Genomic DNA, 14,861 nt, shown 5'->3' on the forward strand with positions numbered 1-14,861 from the left:
CCACGCGGTGACATTCTGGGTTCCTCACCCACAGGAGCCATTCACTATGCATGCACGACAAAAAACCGCCCTGGTGGTCAGTGCCCATTCCGCCGATTTCGTGTGGCGTGCAGGCGGCGCCATCGCCCTTCACGCTTCCCAGGGCTATGCCATGCACATCGTTTGCCTGTCATTCGGCGAGCGTGGGGAATCGGCCAAACTGTGGCGTAAGGGCGAAATGACCGAGGAAAAGGTCAAGGCCGCGCGTCGCGAGGAAGCTCAGAGCGCTGCCGAGATTCTGGGGGCCAGTGTCGAATTCTTCGATATCGGTGACTACCCGATGCGCGCCGACAAGGACACTCTGTTTCGCCTCGCCGATGTTTTTCGCCGCGTGCAGCCGGAGTTCGTAATCAGCCACTCGATGAAAGATCCCTACAACTACGATCATCCGTTAGCCATGAACTTGACCCAGGAAGCGCGCATCATTGCCCAGGCGGAAGGTTACAAACCGGGTGAAAAAATCGTCGGCGCCCCACCGGTGTACGCGTTTGAGCCACATCAGCCGGAGCAGTGCGAGTGGTGCCCAGATACCTTCCTCGACATCACCGAGGTGTGGAACAAGAAATACGCCGCCATTCAGTGCATGGCCGGTCAGGAACACCTATGGGAGTACTACACCCGCGTCGCTCTGCAGCGTGGCGTGCAGGCCAAGCGTAATGTCGGCATCACCAGTGCACGCAACATCATCTATGCCGAAGGGTTCCAGAGCGTATTCCCGCGGGTCACGGAGAACCTGGCATGAGTGCGCTGATAGGCAGAACCGGTATCGTCGTGCGCAATATCCCTCGCGCTCAGCCGGACGTCATTGACGCCTTGGGTCGCCTGGGCGTCGCCACAGTACACGAAGCGCAGGGGCGCAAGGGTTTGTTAAACACCAGCATTCGCCCCATTCAGCAAGGCGTGAGCGTGGCCGGTTCGGCGGTGACCGTGCTGGTGGCGCCCGGCGATAACTGGATGTTTCACGTTGCCGTTGAGCAATGTCGCGAGGGCGACATCCTGGTCGTAGCGCCCAGTTCGCCATGCTGCGATGGCTATTTTGGCGACCTGCTGGCTACCTCGCTGAAGGCCCGCGGCGTGCGCGCCTTGGTGATCGATGCGGGTATCCGCGACAGCCATACCCTGCGCGAAATGGGGTTCTGCGTATGGTCGAAGGCGGTCAATGCTCAAGGCACGGTCAAGGAAGTGCTCGGCTCTGTGAACCTGCCGCTGGTATGTGCCGGGCAGTTGGTAAACCCCGGCGATATCGTTATCGCTGATGATGACGGTGTGGCGGTGGTTCGGCTTGGCGAAGCCGAGCAAGTGCTTGAGGCCGCCAACAAGCGGGCCGATCTCGAAGAGCAGAAACGCCTGCGTCTGGCCGCCGGGGAGTTGGGGCTGGACATATACAACATGCGCCCACGCCTGGAAGAAAAAGGCCTGCGTTACGTGGATAGCCTCGACGAATTGGATGCCTGACATGAGCCAAACCCGCATTCCCTGTCTGATGATGCGCGGCGGTACTTCCAAGGGGGCCTATTTTCTGGCTGATGACCTTCCAGATGACCCCGCTCTCCGCGATCAGGTGCTGCTGGCGGCCATGGGCTCACCCGATAAACGTCAAATCGACGGCATTGGCGGTGCTGATTCTCTGACCAGCAAGGTGGCTATCGTCCGCAAGTCGCAACGCGAGGACGCCGACGTCGACTATCTCTTTGCCCAGGTGCAGGTGGACGAACCGCGGGTCGATTACGGACAGAACTGCGGCAACATTCTGGCTGGCGTTGGCCCGTTCGCCATCGAGCGAGGCTTGGTGCCCGCCGGCAAGCCGTACACATGGGTGCGGATCTTCATGCAGAACACCGGCCAGACCGCTGTCGCCCAAGTACCCACTCCGAATGGCGAAGTGGAGTATGCCGGCGACACCAGGATCGATGGTGTGCCGGGTTCTGCTGCCGCCATGGTGGTGGAGTTCGCCGATATTGCCGGCTCCACTTGCGGGGCCCTGCTGCCGACTGGCAACGCCCGCGATACCTACGACGGCATTGAGGTGACGTGTATAGACAACGGCATGCCGGTGATTCTCTTGCGTGCCGAGGATCTGGGCTGCAGCGGCTACGAAAGCAGAGAGGAACTGGACGCCAATCACGCCCTGAAAGTACGTCTGCAATCCATTCGTTTGCAAGCCGGGCCACACATGAATCTTGGGGATGTCAGCCAGCGCAATGTTCCAAAGATGTGCCTGGTCTCAGCGCCCCGTCACGGTGGAGCGCTCAATACCCGTTCGTTCATTCCTCATCGTTGCCACGCCGCCATTGGCGTGTTCGGAGCGGTGAGTGCAGCGGTGGCCTGCCTGGTCGAAGGCAGCATAGTCGAGGATCTGGCAAACAAGGGTACAGGCGATCTTCGTCGCTTGTCGGTGGAGCATCCAAGCGGGGAATTTAGCGTTGATGTTCGCCTGCGAGATGGCCGAATAACAGGTTGTGGGTTAGTTCGCACTACACGTCTTCTGTTTGCTGGAGATGTATGCGTACCTCGGAATCTATGATCCGGATCATGAGCCGCTTTTTTAAAGCTCGGGTGATCTCGGCACTCGGTTCGTTACCGACCTTCTCTGGCGTCTGGCGCGTGCGGCTCAATCCTCGGAGCGGCCTGTAGCGTCACGGTCGTGCCTGTAGTGCGTTTTGAAAGGGAAGGCCGGTAGCCAGGATTCGCGGCGGGTCGTCCAGCTTTCGTAGGTTGGTACCAATTGGTCTGGCGCATCGAGGGCACCCAGGTGCACTTCGATTTCGTCTGCGCTACGGGCGAAAACCGATGAGCCACAGCGGGGACAGAAAAAACGCCCGGCATAATCCTGTGTTTCGCCGCTGATGGTCACGGCATCCCGAGGGAATACGGCTGCAGCGTAGAAGAGGGCGCCATGGTGCTTGCGGCAATCGAGGCAATGGCAAAGACCGACCCGGTAGGGAGCCCCCGACGCCTCGATTCGAACGTTGCCACACAGGCAACCGCCGGTGAATCGATCCATCCTGCACCTCCTCTGAAATCAAGCCGTCGGCATGGCCGGTCGTTTAAAGGGGCGAACCGGTATCCGCTCGCAAATGCCGATTGTCGTGGTAAAGAAAGTAGCAGTTAAGCGACGACCAGGATGGCTTCTCAGCAGTTATGCGCCCTTGAGCGCATAAGCGTTCAAGGGCGATAGGCGCGCAGGAACATCTGCACCGCCGCCTGGGCGTGCTGCTCCTGTTCCGCTTCATTCTGAGGGGCGCCGCAGCCGATCAGCAGGCGGAAATTGGCGCAGCCTTTGAGCAGGGAAAAGAACTGATCCGCCGCCACCTTGGCCGACTCGATGCGCAACTGGCCATGCTGATCCGCCTTGTTCAGCAAACGCTCCATTTCCGCGAGCAGCCGCAACGGGCCGGCTTCGTAAAAGACTTTCGCGAGCAGCGGATCCTGAGTACCGAGGCTGGTCATCAGGCGATGCAGTTCGACGGATTCGGCGCTGTTGATCAGGCGACTGAAGCCGCTGGCGATGTTCAGCAGCACAGCCTCCACGGCGGCATTCTCGGGCAGCTCGAAGAACAGTTCGGGTAACTGCTCTTCGCACTTGGCCTTCACCGCTGCGCAGAACAGCGTCTCCTTGTCGGTGAAATGGCTATACACGGTCAGCTTGGATACACCGGCGTGGGCCGCAATGGCATCCATGCTGCTGCCGGCGTAGCCATAACGCAGGAACAGGCATTTGGCGGCTTCGAGGATGGCCTCGCGCTTGGCGGGATCTTTGGGGCGGCCGGGGCCGCTGGGGGGCAATGAAGTATTCGACATCGGGCTATCTTAATACTGGACTGGCGAGTACGCTATTTTTACTATACCGAGCAGTACAAGTATTAAAAGTTTCCTGAAAGGACATTCATCATGTTCCGCCATGCTCTGTCTCGCGTTGTGCCTGTCTGTCTTGTCCTGTCTCTGGTCGCCTGCAGCAATGCGGAGGCGCCACCGCCCGGCATTCGCCCCGCAATGGTGGCGCAGCCCCAATTGGCGGCGGAGTTGGTGGATACCTACCCTGGCGAGATAAGGGCGCGGCTGGAACCGGAACTGGCATTCCGCATTGGCGGCAAGGTGACCAAGCGCCTGGTAGAGGTGGGGCAGCGGGTCGAGAAGGACGCGCCGCTGGCCGAGCTGGATCCGCAGGATGTGCGCCTGCAGCTAGATGCGTCGCGCGCCCAGGCGTTGGCGGCCGAAGCCAATCTGCAGTTGGCGCGGGCCGAGCGTGAGCGCTACCGCATCTTGCAGCAGCGGCAGATGGTCAGTCAGTCGCAGTTCGATAATGCCGAAAACACTTTCCGCGCCGCCGAAGCGCGCCTGCGCCAGGTGCGTGCAGAACTCAACGTCGCCGATAATCAGGCAGGTTATGCCGTACTCAAGGCTCCGCAGAGTGGCGTGATCGTGCAGCGCAGCGCCGAGGTCGGGCAGGTGGTTTCGGCTGGCCAGACGGTGTTCGTGCTGGCGGCCGATGGCGAGCGCGAGGTGCTGATCGACCTGCCCGAACAGGTGATCAGAAGCCTGCGCATCGGCCAGGACGTAGCCGTGGAGCTGTGGTCGCAGCCGGGCGAGCGGCTGGCCGGTCGTATCCGTGAGCTGTCGCCCGCGGCCGATCCACGTTCGCGTACCTACGCCGCGCGCATCGCCCTGCAGCAGCGCGATGCGCAAGTGGAGCTTGGCCAGAGCGCGCGGGTGTTCATCGCTCACAACGGCGATGTGCCGCTGGCGGTGCCGCTGTCGGCACTGACGGCGGAAAAGGATCAGCCCTACGTCTGGGTGGTCGATCCGCAAACCTCGAAACTCAAGCGCACCGCGGTGCGGGTCGGCCCCTATGGCGAAAAGCTGGTGCCGGTGCTGGAGGGCCTGAAGGCCAGCGACTGGGTGGTGGTGGCCGGCGTACAGGTGCTGCTGGAAGGGCAGCAGATACGCCCGGTGGATCGGCAGAACCGCTCGGTAGACCTGGCGGCGAAGGAGTAGGCGTCCATGTCTTTCAATCTTTCCGCCTGGGCGCTGCATCATCGTCAGATCGTCCTGTACCTCATGTTGCTGCTGGGCATCGTCGGTGCGCTGTCCTATTCCAAACTCGGCCAGAGCGAGGATCCTCCCTTCACCTTCAAGGCCATGGTGGTGCAAACCAACTGGCCGGGCGCCACGGCCGAGCAGGTGGCACGGCAGGTCACCGAGCGCATCGAGAAGAAGCTGATGGAGACCGGCGAGTACGAGCGCATCGTGTCCTTCTCGCGGCCCGGTGAATCCCAGGTCACCTTCATGGCCCGGGACTCCATGCACTCCAACGAGATTCCCGAACTCTGGTACCAGTTGCGCAAGAAGATCGGCGACATTCGCCATACGCTGCCGAGTGGCATCCAGGGGCCGTTCTTCAACGACGAATTCGGCACCACCTTCGGCAACATCTACGCCCTGACGGGTAGCGGTTTCGACTACGCGGTGCTCAAGGATTATGCCGACCGCGTGCAGTTGCAGCTGCAGCGCGTCAAGGACGTCGGCAAGGTCGAGCTGGTCGGCCTGCAGGACGAGAAGATCTGGATCGAGCTGTCCAACACCAAGCTGGCCACTCTCGGGCTACCGCTCAGAACCGTGCAACAGGCCCTCGAACAACAGAACGCGATGGCCGTGGCGGGGTTCTTCGAAACCGCTTCCGACCGTGTGCAGCTGCGGGTCAGCGGCAGTTTCGAGACGGTCGAGCAGATTCGCGATTTTCCCATCCGTGTGGCTGACCGTACCTTCCGCATCGGCGACGTGGCCGATGTCAGCCGCGGCTTCAACGATCCCCCCGCGCCGCGCATGCGTTTCATGGGTGAAGATGCCATTGGCCTGGCGGTGTCGATGAAGCCGGGCGGCGACATTCTGGTGCTCGGCAAGGCGCTGGAGGGCGAATTCACCCGCTTGCAGAACAACCTGCCGGCGGGCATGCAGCTGCGCAAGGTCTCGGATCAACCGGCAGCGGTGAAGACCGGGGTCGGTGAGTTCGTCAAAGTGCTCACCGAGGCGCTGATCATCGTGCTGCTGGTGAGCTTCTTCTCCCTGGGCCTGCGCACCGGACTGGTGGTGGCGCTGTCGATTCCCCTGGTACTGGCGATGACCTTCGCCGCCATGTACTACCTGAACATCGGCCTGCACAAGATTTCCCTCGGTGCCCTGGTTCTGGCTCTGGGCCTGCTGGTGGACGACGCGATCATTGCCGTGGAGATCATGGCGATCAAGATGGAGCAGGGCTACGACCGTCTCAAGGCGGCGAGCTTCGCCTGGACGAGTACGGCGTTCCCGATGCTCACCGGCACGTTGATCACCGCAGCGGGCTTTCTGCCGATCGCCACGGCGCAGTCGGGCACCGGCGAATACACCCGCTCGATCTTCCAGGTGGTGACCATCGCCCTGCTGATGTCCTGGGTAGCGGCGGTGATGTTCGTGCCTTATCTCGGCGCTCGCTTCCTGCCGGATCTGGCCAAGCGTGCGGCGCAAAAACATGGCGGCAGCGATGCCGGGCATGATCCCTACAGCACGCCGTTCTACCAGCGTGTACGGCGTGTGGTGGACGGTTGCGTGCGGCGGCGCAAGACGGTGATCGTGCTGACCCTGGCACTGTTCGTCGGCTCGATTCTGCTGTTTCGCTTCGTGCCGCAGCAGTTTTTCCCGGCGTCGGGGCGGCTGGAACTGATGGTCGATTTCAAACTGGCCGAAGGCGCTTCGCTGGTCGCCACCGAGGCCGAAGTGCGGCGCCTGGAAGAGCGCCTGGCCGGGCATCCCGGTGTGGATAACTATGTAGCTTATGTCGGCACCGGCTCGCCGCGCTTCTATCTGCCGCTGGATCAGCAACTGCCTGCGACCAGCTTCGCGCAGATCGTGGTGCTGGCGAAAACCATCGAGGATCGTGAGGTGCTGCGCAGCTGGCTGATCGGCGTGCTGCACGATGAGTTCCCGAGCCTGCGTACGCGCATTTCTCGTCTGGAGAACGGGCCTCCAGTAGGCTATCCGGTGCAGTTCCGCGTTTCCGGCGAGCATATCGACGAGGTGCGCGGGCTGGCCCGCCAGGTCGCCGACAAGGTGCGTGACAATCCCCACGTGGTCAACGTGCACCTGGATTGGGAAGAACCGAGCAAGGTGGTGTACCTGAACATCGATCAGGATCGTGCGCGAGCCCTGGGCGTGAGTACCTCCGACGTGTCGAGTTTCCTGCGCAGCGCGCTGAATGGCTCATCGGTCAGTGACTACCGCGAGGACAACGAGCTGATCGAGATCCTCCTGCGTGGCACGCCGCTGGAGCGTCAGGCTCTGCAACTGCTGCCGAGTCTGGCGGTGCCGACCGAGAGCGGCAAGAGCGTGTCGCTGTCGCAGATCGCAACCCTCGAGTATGGCTTCGAGGAAGGTGTGATCTGGCACCGTAACCGCCTGCCGACGGTGACAGTGCGCGCCGATATCTACGGGCCGCAGCAGCCAGCGACCCTGACTCAGCAGATCCTGCCGACCCTGGCCGAGGTGCGCGATAACCTCCCGGATGGTTACCTGCTGGAAGTGGGTGGCACGGTGGAGGATTCCTCCAAGGGGCAGGCCTCGGTGAATGCCGGTGTGCCGCTGTTCATCGTGGTGGTGCTGACGCTGCTGATGCTGCAGCTGAAGAGTTTCTCGCGTTCGGCGATGGTGTTTCTCACCGCGCCGCTGGGGCTGATCGGCGTGACACTGTTCCTGCTGCTGTTCGGTCAGCCGTTCGGTTTCGTCGCCATGCTCGGCACCATCGCGCTGTCGGGGATGATCATGCGCAACTCGGTGATTCTGGTCGATCAGATCGAGCAGGACAGAGCGGCGGGGCTGGATGCCTGGAATGCCATCGTCGAGGCGACGGTTCGGCGCTTCCGGCCCATCGTGCTGACCGCCCTGGCCGCGGTGCTGGCGATGATTCCGCTGTCGCGCAGCGTATTCTTCGGGCCGATGGCAGTGGCGATCATGGGCGGGCTGGTGGTGGCCACTGCACTGACCCTGATGTTCCTGCCCGCACTGTATGCGGCGTGGTTCCGGGTGCAGAGAGACGACAAGCCAACGCACACTGCATAGTCGAGAACCCGTAGGGTGGAACACGCTTCACCGTTCAACCAACGTTCTTCGCGCGCTCGATCCACCCTACGGTTGAACCCTTCTTACAGCGCGCCGAAGACTTTCTTCGCCAGGCTGGTCGCGGCGGCTGCGGGGTTCTCGCGAATGCCGGCTTCCTGCTGGGCAATCATCTCGAACAGGCCGTCGAGCGCCTGCTCGGTCACGTAGTTTTCGATATTCGCGCTCTTGGCGTCGATCACGCCGAAGGTGGCTGCCTGGCTGGCGAAGCTGTTGTATTGCTTGGCCAGGCCGACCTGGTCGGTAGCCTGTTTGACGATGGGCAGGAACTTGGCGCGGATCTGCTCACGGCTGCTCTTGTTCAGGTATTGAGTTGCCGAGTCCTGGGGGCCGGAAAGGATGCTCTTGGCATCCTGCACGGTCATCTTCTTCACCGCGTCGACCAGTAGCGCCTGGGCTTGCGGCACGGCGGCTTCGGCGGCCTTGTTCATGCTGGTTTCCAACTGCTCGACCTGGGCACCCATGCCCATCATCTTCATGGTCTTGGCGGCCTTGCCGAGTGTACCCGGCAGCTCGATGCGCACGTCCGGATTGCCACTGAAGCCGCCAGGCTTGCCGAGTTGTTGCACGGCCACTTTGGCGCCCTGGGTGAGGGCATCCTTCAGGCCGCCGCTGGCGTCCTGTTGGCTGAGATCGGAAAGCGACAGGGCGAACACGTTGGCGGACAGCAGCAAGCCGGTGACGAGGGTGGAGATGCGGAGCATGGCGGTGACCTTCAGACGATGAGTTATGCAGCGAGCTTAGCAGGCGGCAGAGGTACTCGGCGAAGGTTGAAGAGCGGAGGAGGGGGCGAGGGGAGGCGGCACGCCCTCTGAGGGCGTGCCGGGTGCATCATCGTTCGATTTCGAGAACGGTCAGGCTTTCCAGGGTCAGGGCGCCGACGGCCAGGCCGTTGGCGGTCTGGAATTCGGTCAGTGCGTCAAGGGTACGCTTGCCTAGCAGGCCGTCGACGGTACCCGGGTTGAAACCGCGCTTGACCAGGCTCTGCTGCAGGCGGGTCACCAGGTTGTCGTCGATATCGTTGTCGCAGACGGTCTGGCGCGACACGATACGGGCGTTGCCCTCGAAGCGGGTGATCTGCAACTGGCGCTTCTCTTCCGGCACGATGATCTGGTTGGCTTCGACCGGCTTGACCAGCTCGGTGGAGGCGACCTTGGTGTATTCCGGATCTATGATCACTTCCACTGCCTGGACCGGCTTGTCGACGATCCAGCGGGTGACGCTCTTGTACTCGGCCGGATCGGTTTCGACCCGCACGGTTTCCGGCGACACCAGTTTCTTGATCTTGACCACTTCCTGCTTGGCCGGCACCTGGCGTGCGCAGAAAGACATGACGCCAGTACCGCTCGAGTAGCGGGTACCTGCTGCGCGGCACTGGTCGAGTACGGTCTTGGCTTCTTCGAGGGTGACGGTTTCCTGGGCATCCTCGTAGACCGCCGGCACTACCACGTAGCGCTTGACCTCAGGGCGGATCATCACCTGCTCGGATACCACGCGGTAGGTCGGCGGCTCGATGCGGTAGGTCTTGGTGCCTTCGCGGGTGACCACCTGCTTGAAGCCCTTGTCGAGCTCGGCAGGGGTGACGGTGATCTTGTTGACCGAATCCTTGACCACGATGTCCTGGGTGCTCTGCACCGGACGCGGCCTGACCTGGGCGTAGACCCAGCACTGGCCAGGCTGGATTTCGTATTCCTGGGGCTCCTGGGAACTCAGGGCGGCCACCGGCGCCTGAGCCTGCACGGGCTGGCCACTCGGCGCTGCGCGGGATACGCCCTGAGGCGCCGGCTGCGGTGTGGCTGGTGCGGTAGCGGCTTGCTGAGCGACTGGTGCCGGTTGTGCCGGTTTGTCTTCGTTATTGGTCGATGACGGCTGCATGGCGCAACCCGAAACCATGATCGCCAGTGATCCCAGAATGGTGTAATAACGCACGAAAATCCCTGCCCTGAATGGCCTCGACGACGCATAGTAGGGGCTGTCGCGGTAAAGCTCAATAACGGACGAATCCTAGGGTCTGTTGACATTTCATGCACGGCCGCGCCGGAACCCGTTTTGCCGCGAGGCAAGGCACGAGCCGCGAAGTTTAGCTGGCTAAATGAGCCGGCGAGAAACGCAGCATCGCGGCAAAACGGGCCCGGCCCTACGGGTTGCGCGGGAAATCTCGCCATGCGTCGTTGGAGGACTTGAAAAGGGAACGCCATTCCCTGCGTCCTCCGCCTCGCTTGGCGAGATTTCTCGCAGCAACGCGGCTCGCGTTGAAACGTCAACAGACCCTAGCGTCGTATCAGAACGACATTACGGCCCAGGAACCCAATCGGTCTACATCCCGTCCAGCAACTCCTCGCTACGATCCATCGTCACCTGGCGGATGGACAGGCGGATTTCCGCGGGTAGCACGCGCTTGGCGGCACCTTCGGCCAGTTCGGCGAATTCGGGGTGATGACTGAGTTTTCCGGCTTCGTCCTTGCGCAGCACGCCCTGGTCGAGCAGCGTCTGGATGAAGTGGCGGAACAGGCTCTTGTCGAAGAACTCCGGGGCATTCAAACCATGCAGGATCGACAGGCGCTGAGCCATGACCGTGCACAGGTCTTCCAGCTCTTCGGCGCTGATGCTGTTCTGCCCGGCGTTGAGCAACAGGGCGCTGGCCATGTAGAAACGCTGCAGGGTCTGGACGATGGCGCGTGATAGCAGGGTCAGCAGCACGAAGTGCCGCGAGCTGGGTGCCGGGCGCACGTAGAGGTCGTTCTCCACCTTGAGCAGGCCCTGTTCGACGAACGCCTCCAGCCACTGATCGACCACGCCTTCGAGTTCGTCCGCGGACCAGCGGATGTACAGCTCGGCCTGCAGATAGGGATACAGCGCATGAACGAAACGCAGGATCTGCTCGCGGCTCATTCGTCCGCTGTTCTGGAAGAAGCTCGCCAGCAGGCCGGGCAGGGCGAAGATGTGCAATACGTTGTTGCGGTAGTAGGTCATCAGGATGGCGTTCTGCTCATCCAGATAGAGAATGCGACCCAGGGCGTCCTTCTGCTCGGAGAGCAGTTGCATGCCGCGTACGTATTCAATCAGCGCCAGGCCATCGCCTTCCGGCAGGGTGGTGTGCGGTGAGTAGGGCACGCGGCGCAGCAGGCTCTGGTAAAGATCGAGGATGCGCGTCAGCGCACGTTCATCCAGGGCCAGCTTGCTGGTGGAGAGCAACGCCAGGGCCACCAGGTTGACCGGGTTGATCGCCGCCGCCTCGTTGAGGCGCTGAGCCACGCGTTCGCCAAGTCGATTGGTGGTTTCGTTGAGCCAGGTCGGGCGATAGTCCGGCCCCAGGTTCTGGTCGCGCCAGTCAGGCTGCTGCCCATCGAGAAAGCTATCGAGCTTGATCGGTTCGCCGAAGTTGACCCAGACATGGCCGAAACGCTGCTTGAGCGCGCCGATGACCTTGAATATATCGAAGATCGATTCCTTCTTCTTGCTCGCGCCGCGCAGCTCGCCCAGGTAGGTACGGCCCTCCAGCACGCGCTCGTAGCCGATGTACACCGGCACGAACACCACCGGCAGGCGATGGCTCTGCAGGTAGCTGCGCAGGGTGATGGCGAGCATGCCGGTCTTGGGCCGCAGCATGCGACCCGTGCGCGAACGGCCGCCCTCTACGAAGTATTCCACCGGATAGCCCTTGCTGATCAGGGTACGCAGGTACTCGTTGAACACCGCGGTGTAGAGCGGGTTGCCCTTGAAGGTACGGCGCATGAAGAAGGCGCCACCGCGACGTAGCAGGCCACCGATGATCGGCATGTTGAGGTTGATGCCGGCGGCGATGTGCGGTGGCGTCAGGCCGTTGCGAAACAGCAGGTAGGACAGCAGCAGGTAATCGATATGGCTGCGGTGGCAGGGTACGTAGATCACCTCGTGACCCTGGGCGATGTCCTGCACCCCTTCGATATGGTTGACCTTGATGCCGTCGTAGATCTTGTTCCAGAACCAGGACAGGATCAGCTCGAGAAAGCGAATCGCCGTGTAGGTGTAATCCGAGGCGATTTCGTTGCCGTAGCGAAGGGCCAGGGCCTCGGCCTTCTGCGCCGAGATGTTCTCGCGCTCGGCCTCTTCGGCGATGGCCTGGCGTACCTGCGGGCCATGCACCAGGCCTTTGACCAGGTTGCGTCGGTGCGACACGTCCGGGCCGATGACCGCGGCCTTCTGGTTGCGAAAGTGCACCCGCAGGATGCGGTGAACCATGCGCAGGGTGCGCTCCTGGCCCTTGTTCTGGGCGATCAGTTCGCGCAACTGGATAGGCGTGGAAAACTGCACACGGGTGGTGCGGCCCAGGATCAGAATGCTGACCAGACGGCGCAGGCGGCCGGTAACTGCCCAACTGTCGGCGAACAGCAGCTTCCAGGCGCTGGTTTCATGATCCGGCGATTGGCCCCAGAACACGCTGACCGGAATGATCTGAGCCTCTTCCGCGCTGTGCTCGCCGAGGGCGCTGACCACCCGTTGCAAGGTCGGCGAAATGCCGCGTTTGTCCTGCCGGCCGAGCCAGTCGGGCTCCGGGGTCAGGTAGAAGAACGCCGCCGGCTCCATCAGGTCGCCCACTGCCACCGGCAACACCGGCCGTGGCAAGCCGGCCTTGGTGCACTCGCGGTCGAGCACCGCCAGGTCGCTCACCGAAGGCTGCTGCAACACGTAGAACACCGGCTTGCTGCGGTCGAGCTTGAGGGTGAAGGCCGACTGGTTGATGGTTTCCGAGCGCACCCACAGGTACAGCAGGCGGCGCAGGGTACCGAATGCGAGACGGCGAAGCGGGGAGCGGGTCATACGGGATCTGGCTGTGGCGACGAGCCTGGGCTCTGGGGGCGTTAGTGTGCCGGATCACCGCCCTGTCGGCAAAATCTTGTAAAACTTGGCGTTTCGCCGCGAAAAGCACATCTGGTGACCGTCTGGTTAGCAGTGAGGCGCTAGAGCACCGCCTGCTGGCCTGTCAGTCACATGCGGCCGTTCGAAGCCCTCTTAGACGCTGTTCACGATCTGCTGCGTTCCGCCAGCAGACGTAACATGTTCGACTGCAAGAAGGCGAGAGCAGCCGGTCGTAGGATGAAAAGAGCGTCATCCACCCTACGGGGTGAGCGTCCGCTTACGCCTTGTAGCGTTCTCTTGATTTCGGCTCGCGAGATCGTGAACAGGTTCTTACACCCTCGAGCAGGCGTCGCACCACTTTCACCAGCCCCAGGTCGCCGATCTGATGGCCGATGAATAGCACGACGGTTTCCCAGGCGCCGGATCGGCTTCGGCGCTTCCAAGCCCGTCTAACCTTATGCGAAAAAGCTATTTAATTATTTTGTATTCCTTCAATTAGGGTATATCGATCCTGCGTCGTGGCCCCTCGTTTTGCCTGGCGCGATGTCCTGCAAATCGAGGTGTGTATGGTTCGTCCGACGGCTGCCGAGAACGCTGTGTCTGCGCTGCAAAATCCCCGAGAGGTCGAACCGGACGTGGCGCCGCGGCTGGCGCCAGCGCGCATCTTGCGCAGTGACGCAGAAGCCCTGCAGGCTGCCCACGAGCTTGCCGACGCGGCCAGGGCTCAAGCCATCGAACGTGATCGTGAGCGGCAATTGCCCTGGGCGCTGGTCGAGCAGTTCACTGCCAGCGGCCTGGGTAGCATCGCCGTGCCCCGTGAGTTCGGTGGCCCACAGTTATCCTTCGGCACTATTGCAGAGGTATTCCGCATCATCTCCGCGGTGGATCCCGCACTGGGACAGATTCCGCAGAACCAGTTCGGCATCCTCGCCCTGCTGCAGTTGCTGGCGGCCCCGGCCCAGCGCCAGCGCTTGTTCGCCAGCGTGTTGCAAGGCTGGCGCATCGGCAATGCCGGGCCCGAGCGCAGCAGCAAGCACACGCTGGATCTGCGCGCTCGTCTGCAGCGCGATGGTGAGCGGTATTTCATCAGTGGTGAGAAGTTCTATTCCACCGGCGCGATCTTCGCGCACTGGGTCGCCGCCAAGGCGCTGGATGACCAGGGGCGGCCGGTGCTGGCGCTGATCCAGCGCGGGCGCCAGGGGCTACGCATCGTCGATGACTGGTCCGGCTTCGGCCAGCGCACCACGGCCAGCGGCACGGTGCTGCTGGATCGGGTCGAGGTGGATGCCGACAACCTGATCCCGCTGTGGCCGTTCGGCGAGCAGCCCAGTATCCAGGGTGCCGTTTCGCAATTGATCCAGGCGGCCATCGATGCGGGCATCGCCGCTGGCGCGCTGGGCGACGCGATTGCCTTCATCCGCGAGAAGTCCCGCCCCTGGGTCGATGCCAATGTCGAACGGGCCAGCGACGATCCCTATGTGATCGCCGATATCGGCCGCCTGCAGGTCGACCTGCACGCTGCCGAGGCGCTGCTGCGCAAGGCCGCTCGGGTACTGGATGAGATCAATGTCGGGCCTATCGATGCCGAGGCGGCCGCGCGTGCCTCGATCGCCGTCGCCGAAGCCAAGGTGCTGACCACCGAAATCAGCCTGCTGGCCAGCGAAAAGCTGCTGGAACTTGCCGGCAGCCGCGCCACCCTGGCCGAGTTCGGCCTCGACCGGCACTGGCGCAACGCCCGCACCCACACCCTGCACGACCCGGTGCGCTGGAAGTACCACGCGGTCGGCGCCTACCACCTCAATGGGCGGCATCCCGCCCGTCACTCCTGGATCTGAGCC

Annotated in this window: 11 protein-coding genes; 6 read left to right on the forward strand and 5 right to left on the reverse strand. The window is 62.5% G+C overall.

Features of this window, described 5'->3' with window-relative positions; translation table 11 throughout:
- Positions 1-46: 46 nt before the first annotated feature.
- From galB to DNK06_RS04695, 3 genes are read left to right on the forward strand one after another with little or no spacing between them, the layout of a single operon-like run.
- Positions 47-781, forward strand: a complete 735-nt coding sequence (galB, locus tag DNK06_RS04685) for a 4-oxalmesaconate hydratase (protein WP_131178872.1) — start codon at positions 47-49, stop codon at positions 779-781.
- Positions 778-1,494 carry a 4-carboxy-4-hydroxy-2-oxoadipate aldolase/oxaloacetate decarboxylase gene (locus DNK06_RS04690; protein ID WP_131178873.1) on the forward strand — a complete coding sequence of 239 codons (717 nt, stop codon included), beginning with the start codon at positions 778-780 and terminating at the stop codon, positions 1,492-1,494. The genes galB and DNK06_RS04690 overlap by 4 nt, the downstream gene beginning before the upstream one ends.
- A gap of 1 nt (position 1,495) precedes the next feature.
- Positions 1,496-2,563, forward strand: coding sequence for a 4-oxalomesaconate tautomerase (locus tag DNK06_RS04695; protein WP_131178874.1), 1,068 nt, complete (start codon positions 1,496-1,498; stop codon positions 2,561-2,563).
- Between the two features lie 87 nt (positions 2,564-2,650).
- On the opposite strand, the gene DNK06_RS04700 is transcribed toward DNK06_RS04695, so the two are convergent.
- Together DNK06_RS04700 and DNK06_RS04705 are read right to left on the reverse strand one after the other, a co-directional pair.
- On the reverse strand, positions 2,651-3,043 hold the full coding sequence (locus tag DNK06_RS04700) for a GFA family protein (protein ID WP_131178875.1): 393 nt from the start codon (positions 3,041-3,043) through the stop codon (positions 2,651-2,653).
- A gap of 161 nt (positions 3,044-3,204) precedes the next feature.
- Positions 3,205-3,840 (reverse strand): TetR/AcrR family transcriptional regulator, encoded by a 636-nt coding sequence (locus DNK06_RS04705; protein ID WP_131178876.1) that lies wholly within the window; start codon positions 3,838-3,840, stop codon positions 3,205-3,207.
- A gap of 90 nt (positions 3,841-3,930) precedes the next feature.
- On the opposite strand from DNK06_RS04705, the gene DNK06_RS04710 reads away from it, so the two are divergent.
- Together DNK06_RS04710 and DNK06_RS04715 are read left to right on the forward strand one after the other, a co-directional pair.
- Positions 3,931-5,034 carry an efflux RND transporter periplasmic adaptor subunit gene (locus tag DNK06_RS04710; protein ID WP_131178877.1) on the forward strand — a complete coding sequence of 368 codons (1,104 nt, stop codon included), beginning with the start codon at positions 3,931-3,933 and terminating at the stop codon, positions 5,032-5,034.
- Between the two features lie 6 nt (positions 5,035-5,040).
- Complete coding sequence (locus DNK06_RS04715; protein WP_131178878.1) at positions 5,041-8,127, forward strand: efflux RND transporter permease subunit; 3,087 nt, start codon at positions 5,041-5,043, stop codon at positions 8,125-8,127.
- A gap of 83 nt (positions 8,128-8,210) precedes the next feature.
- Here DNK06_RS04715 and DNK06_RS04720 read toward each other — a convergent pair whose 3' ends face one another.
- The 3 genes from DNK06_RS04720 to plsB form a co-directional block, all read right to left on the reverse strand.
- Positions 8,211-8,888 (reverse strand): DUF4197 domain-containing protein, encoded by a 678-nt coding sequence (locus DNK06_RS04720; RefSeq protein ID WP_131178879.1) that lies wholly within the window; start codon positions 8,886-8,888, stop codon positions 8,211-8,213.
- Positions 8,889-9,015: 127 nt separating this feature from the next.
- Positions 9,016-10,113 carry a peptidoglycan-binding domain-containing protein gene (locus DNK06_RS04725; protein WP_207389932.1) on the reverse strand — a complete coding sequence of 366 codons (1,098 nt, stop codon included), beginning with the start codon at positions 10,111-10,113 and terminating at the stop codon, positions 9,016-9,018.
- 387 nt (positions 10,114-10,500) lie between these two features.
- A complete protein-coding gene (plsB, locus tag DNK06_RS04735) occupies positions 10,501-12,984 on the reverse strand; it encodes a glycerol-3-phosphate 1-O-acyltransferase PlsB (RefSeq protein WP_131178882.1) in 2,484 nt (827 codons plus the stop codon).
- Between the two features lie 605 nt (positions 12,985-13,589).
- Between plsB and DNK06_RS04740 the strand changes: the two genes are divergently transcribed.
- Entirely contained in the window at positions 13,590-14,858 is a 1,269-nt protein-coding gene (locus tag DNK06_RS04740) for an SfnB family sulfur acquisition oxidoreductase (RefSeq protein ID WP_131178883.1), read from the forward strand.
- Positions 14,859-14,861 lie beyond the last annotated feature (3 nt).

Source organism: Phytopseudomonas daroniae (assembly GCF_004327285.1).
In the GTDB taxonomy this organism is placed as follows: Bacteria; Pseudomonadota; Gammaproteobacteria; order Pseudomonadales; family Pseudomonadaceae; genus Aquipseudomonas; species Aquipseudomonas daroniae.

Coding starts and splice junctions, on each gene's coding strand:
- DNK06_RS04720 (WP_131178879.1), bottom strand. CDS start 8,888: ATGCTCCGCATCTCCACCCTCGTCACCGGCTTGCTGCTGTCCGCCAAC.
- DNK06_RS04700 (WP_131178875.1), bottom strand. CDS start 3,043: ATGGATCGATTCACCGGCGGTTGCCTGTGTGGCAACGTTCGAATCGAG.
- DNK06_RS04705 (WP_131178876.1), bottom strand. CDS start 3,840: ATGTCGAATACTTCATTGCCCCCCAGCGGCCCCGGCCGCCCCAAAGAT.
- galB (WP_131178872.1), top strand. CDS start 47: ATGCATGCACGACAAAAAACCGCCCTGGTGGTCAGTGCCCATTCCGCC.
- DNK06_RS04740 (WP_131178883.1), top strand. CDS start 13,590: ATGGTTCGTCCGACGGCTGCCGAGAACGCTGTGTCTGCGCTGCAAAAT.
- DNK06_RS04715 (WP_131178878.1), top strand. CDS start 5,041: ATGTCTTTCAATCTTTCCGCCTGGGCGCTGCATCATCGTCAGATCGTC.
- DNK06_RS04695 (WP_131178874.1), top strand. CDS start 1,496: ATGAGCCAAACCCGCATTCCCTGTCTGATGATGCGCGGCGGTACTTCC.
- DNK06_RS04690 (WP_131178873.1), top strand. CDS start 778: ATGAGTGCGCTGATAGGCAGAACCGGTATCGTCGTGCGCAATATCCCT.
- plsB (WP_131178882.1), bottom strand. CDS start 12,984: ATGACCCGCTCCCCGCTTCGCCGTCTCGCATTCGGTACCCTGCGCCGC.
- DNK06_RS04710 (WP_131178877.1), top strand. CDS start 3,931: ATGTTCCGCCATGCTCTGTCTCGCGTTGTGCCTGTCTGTCTTGTCCTG.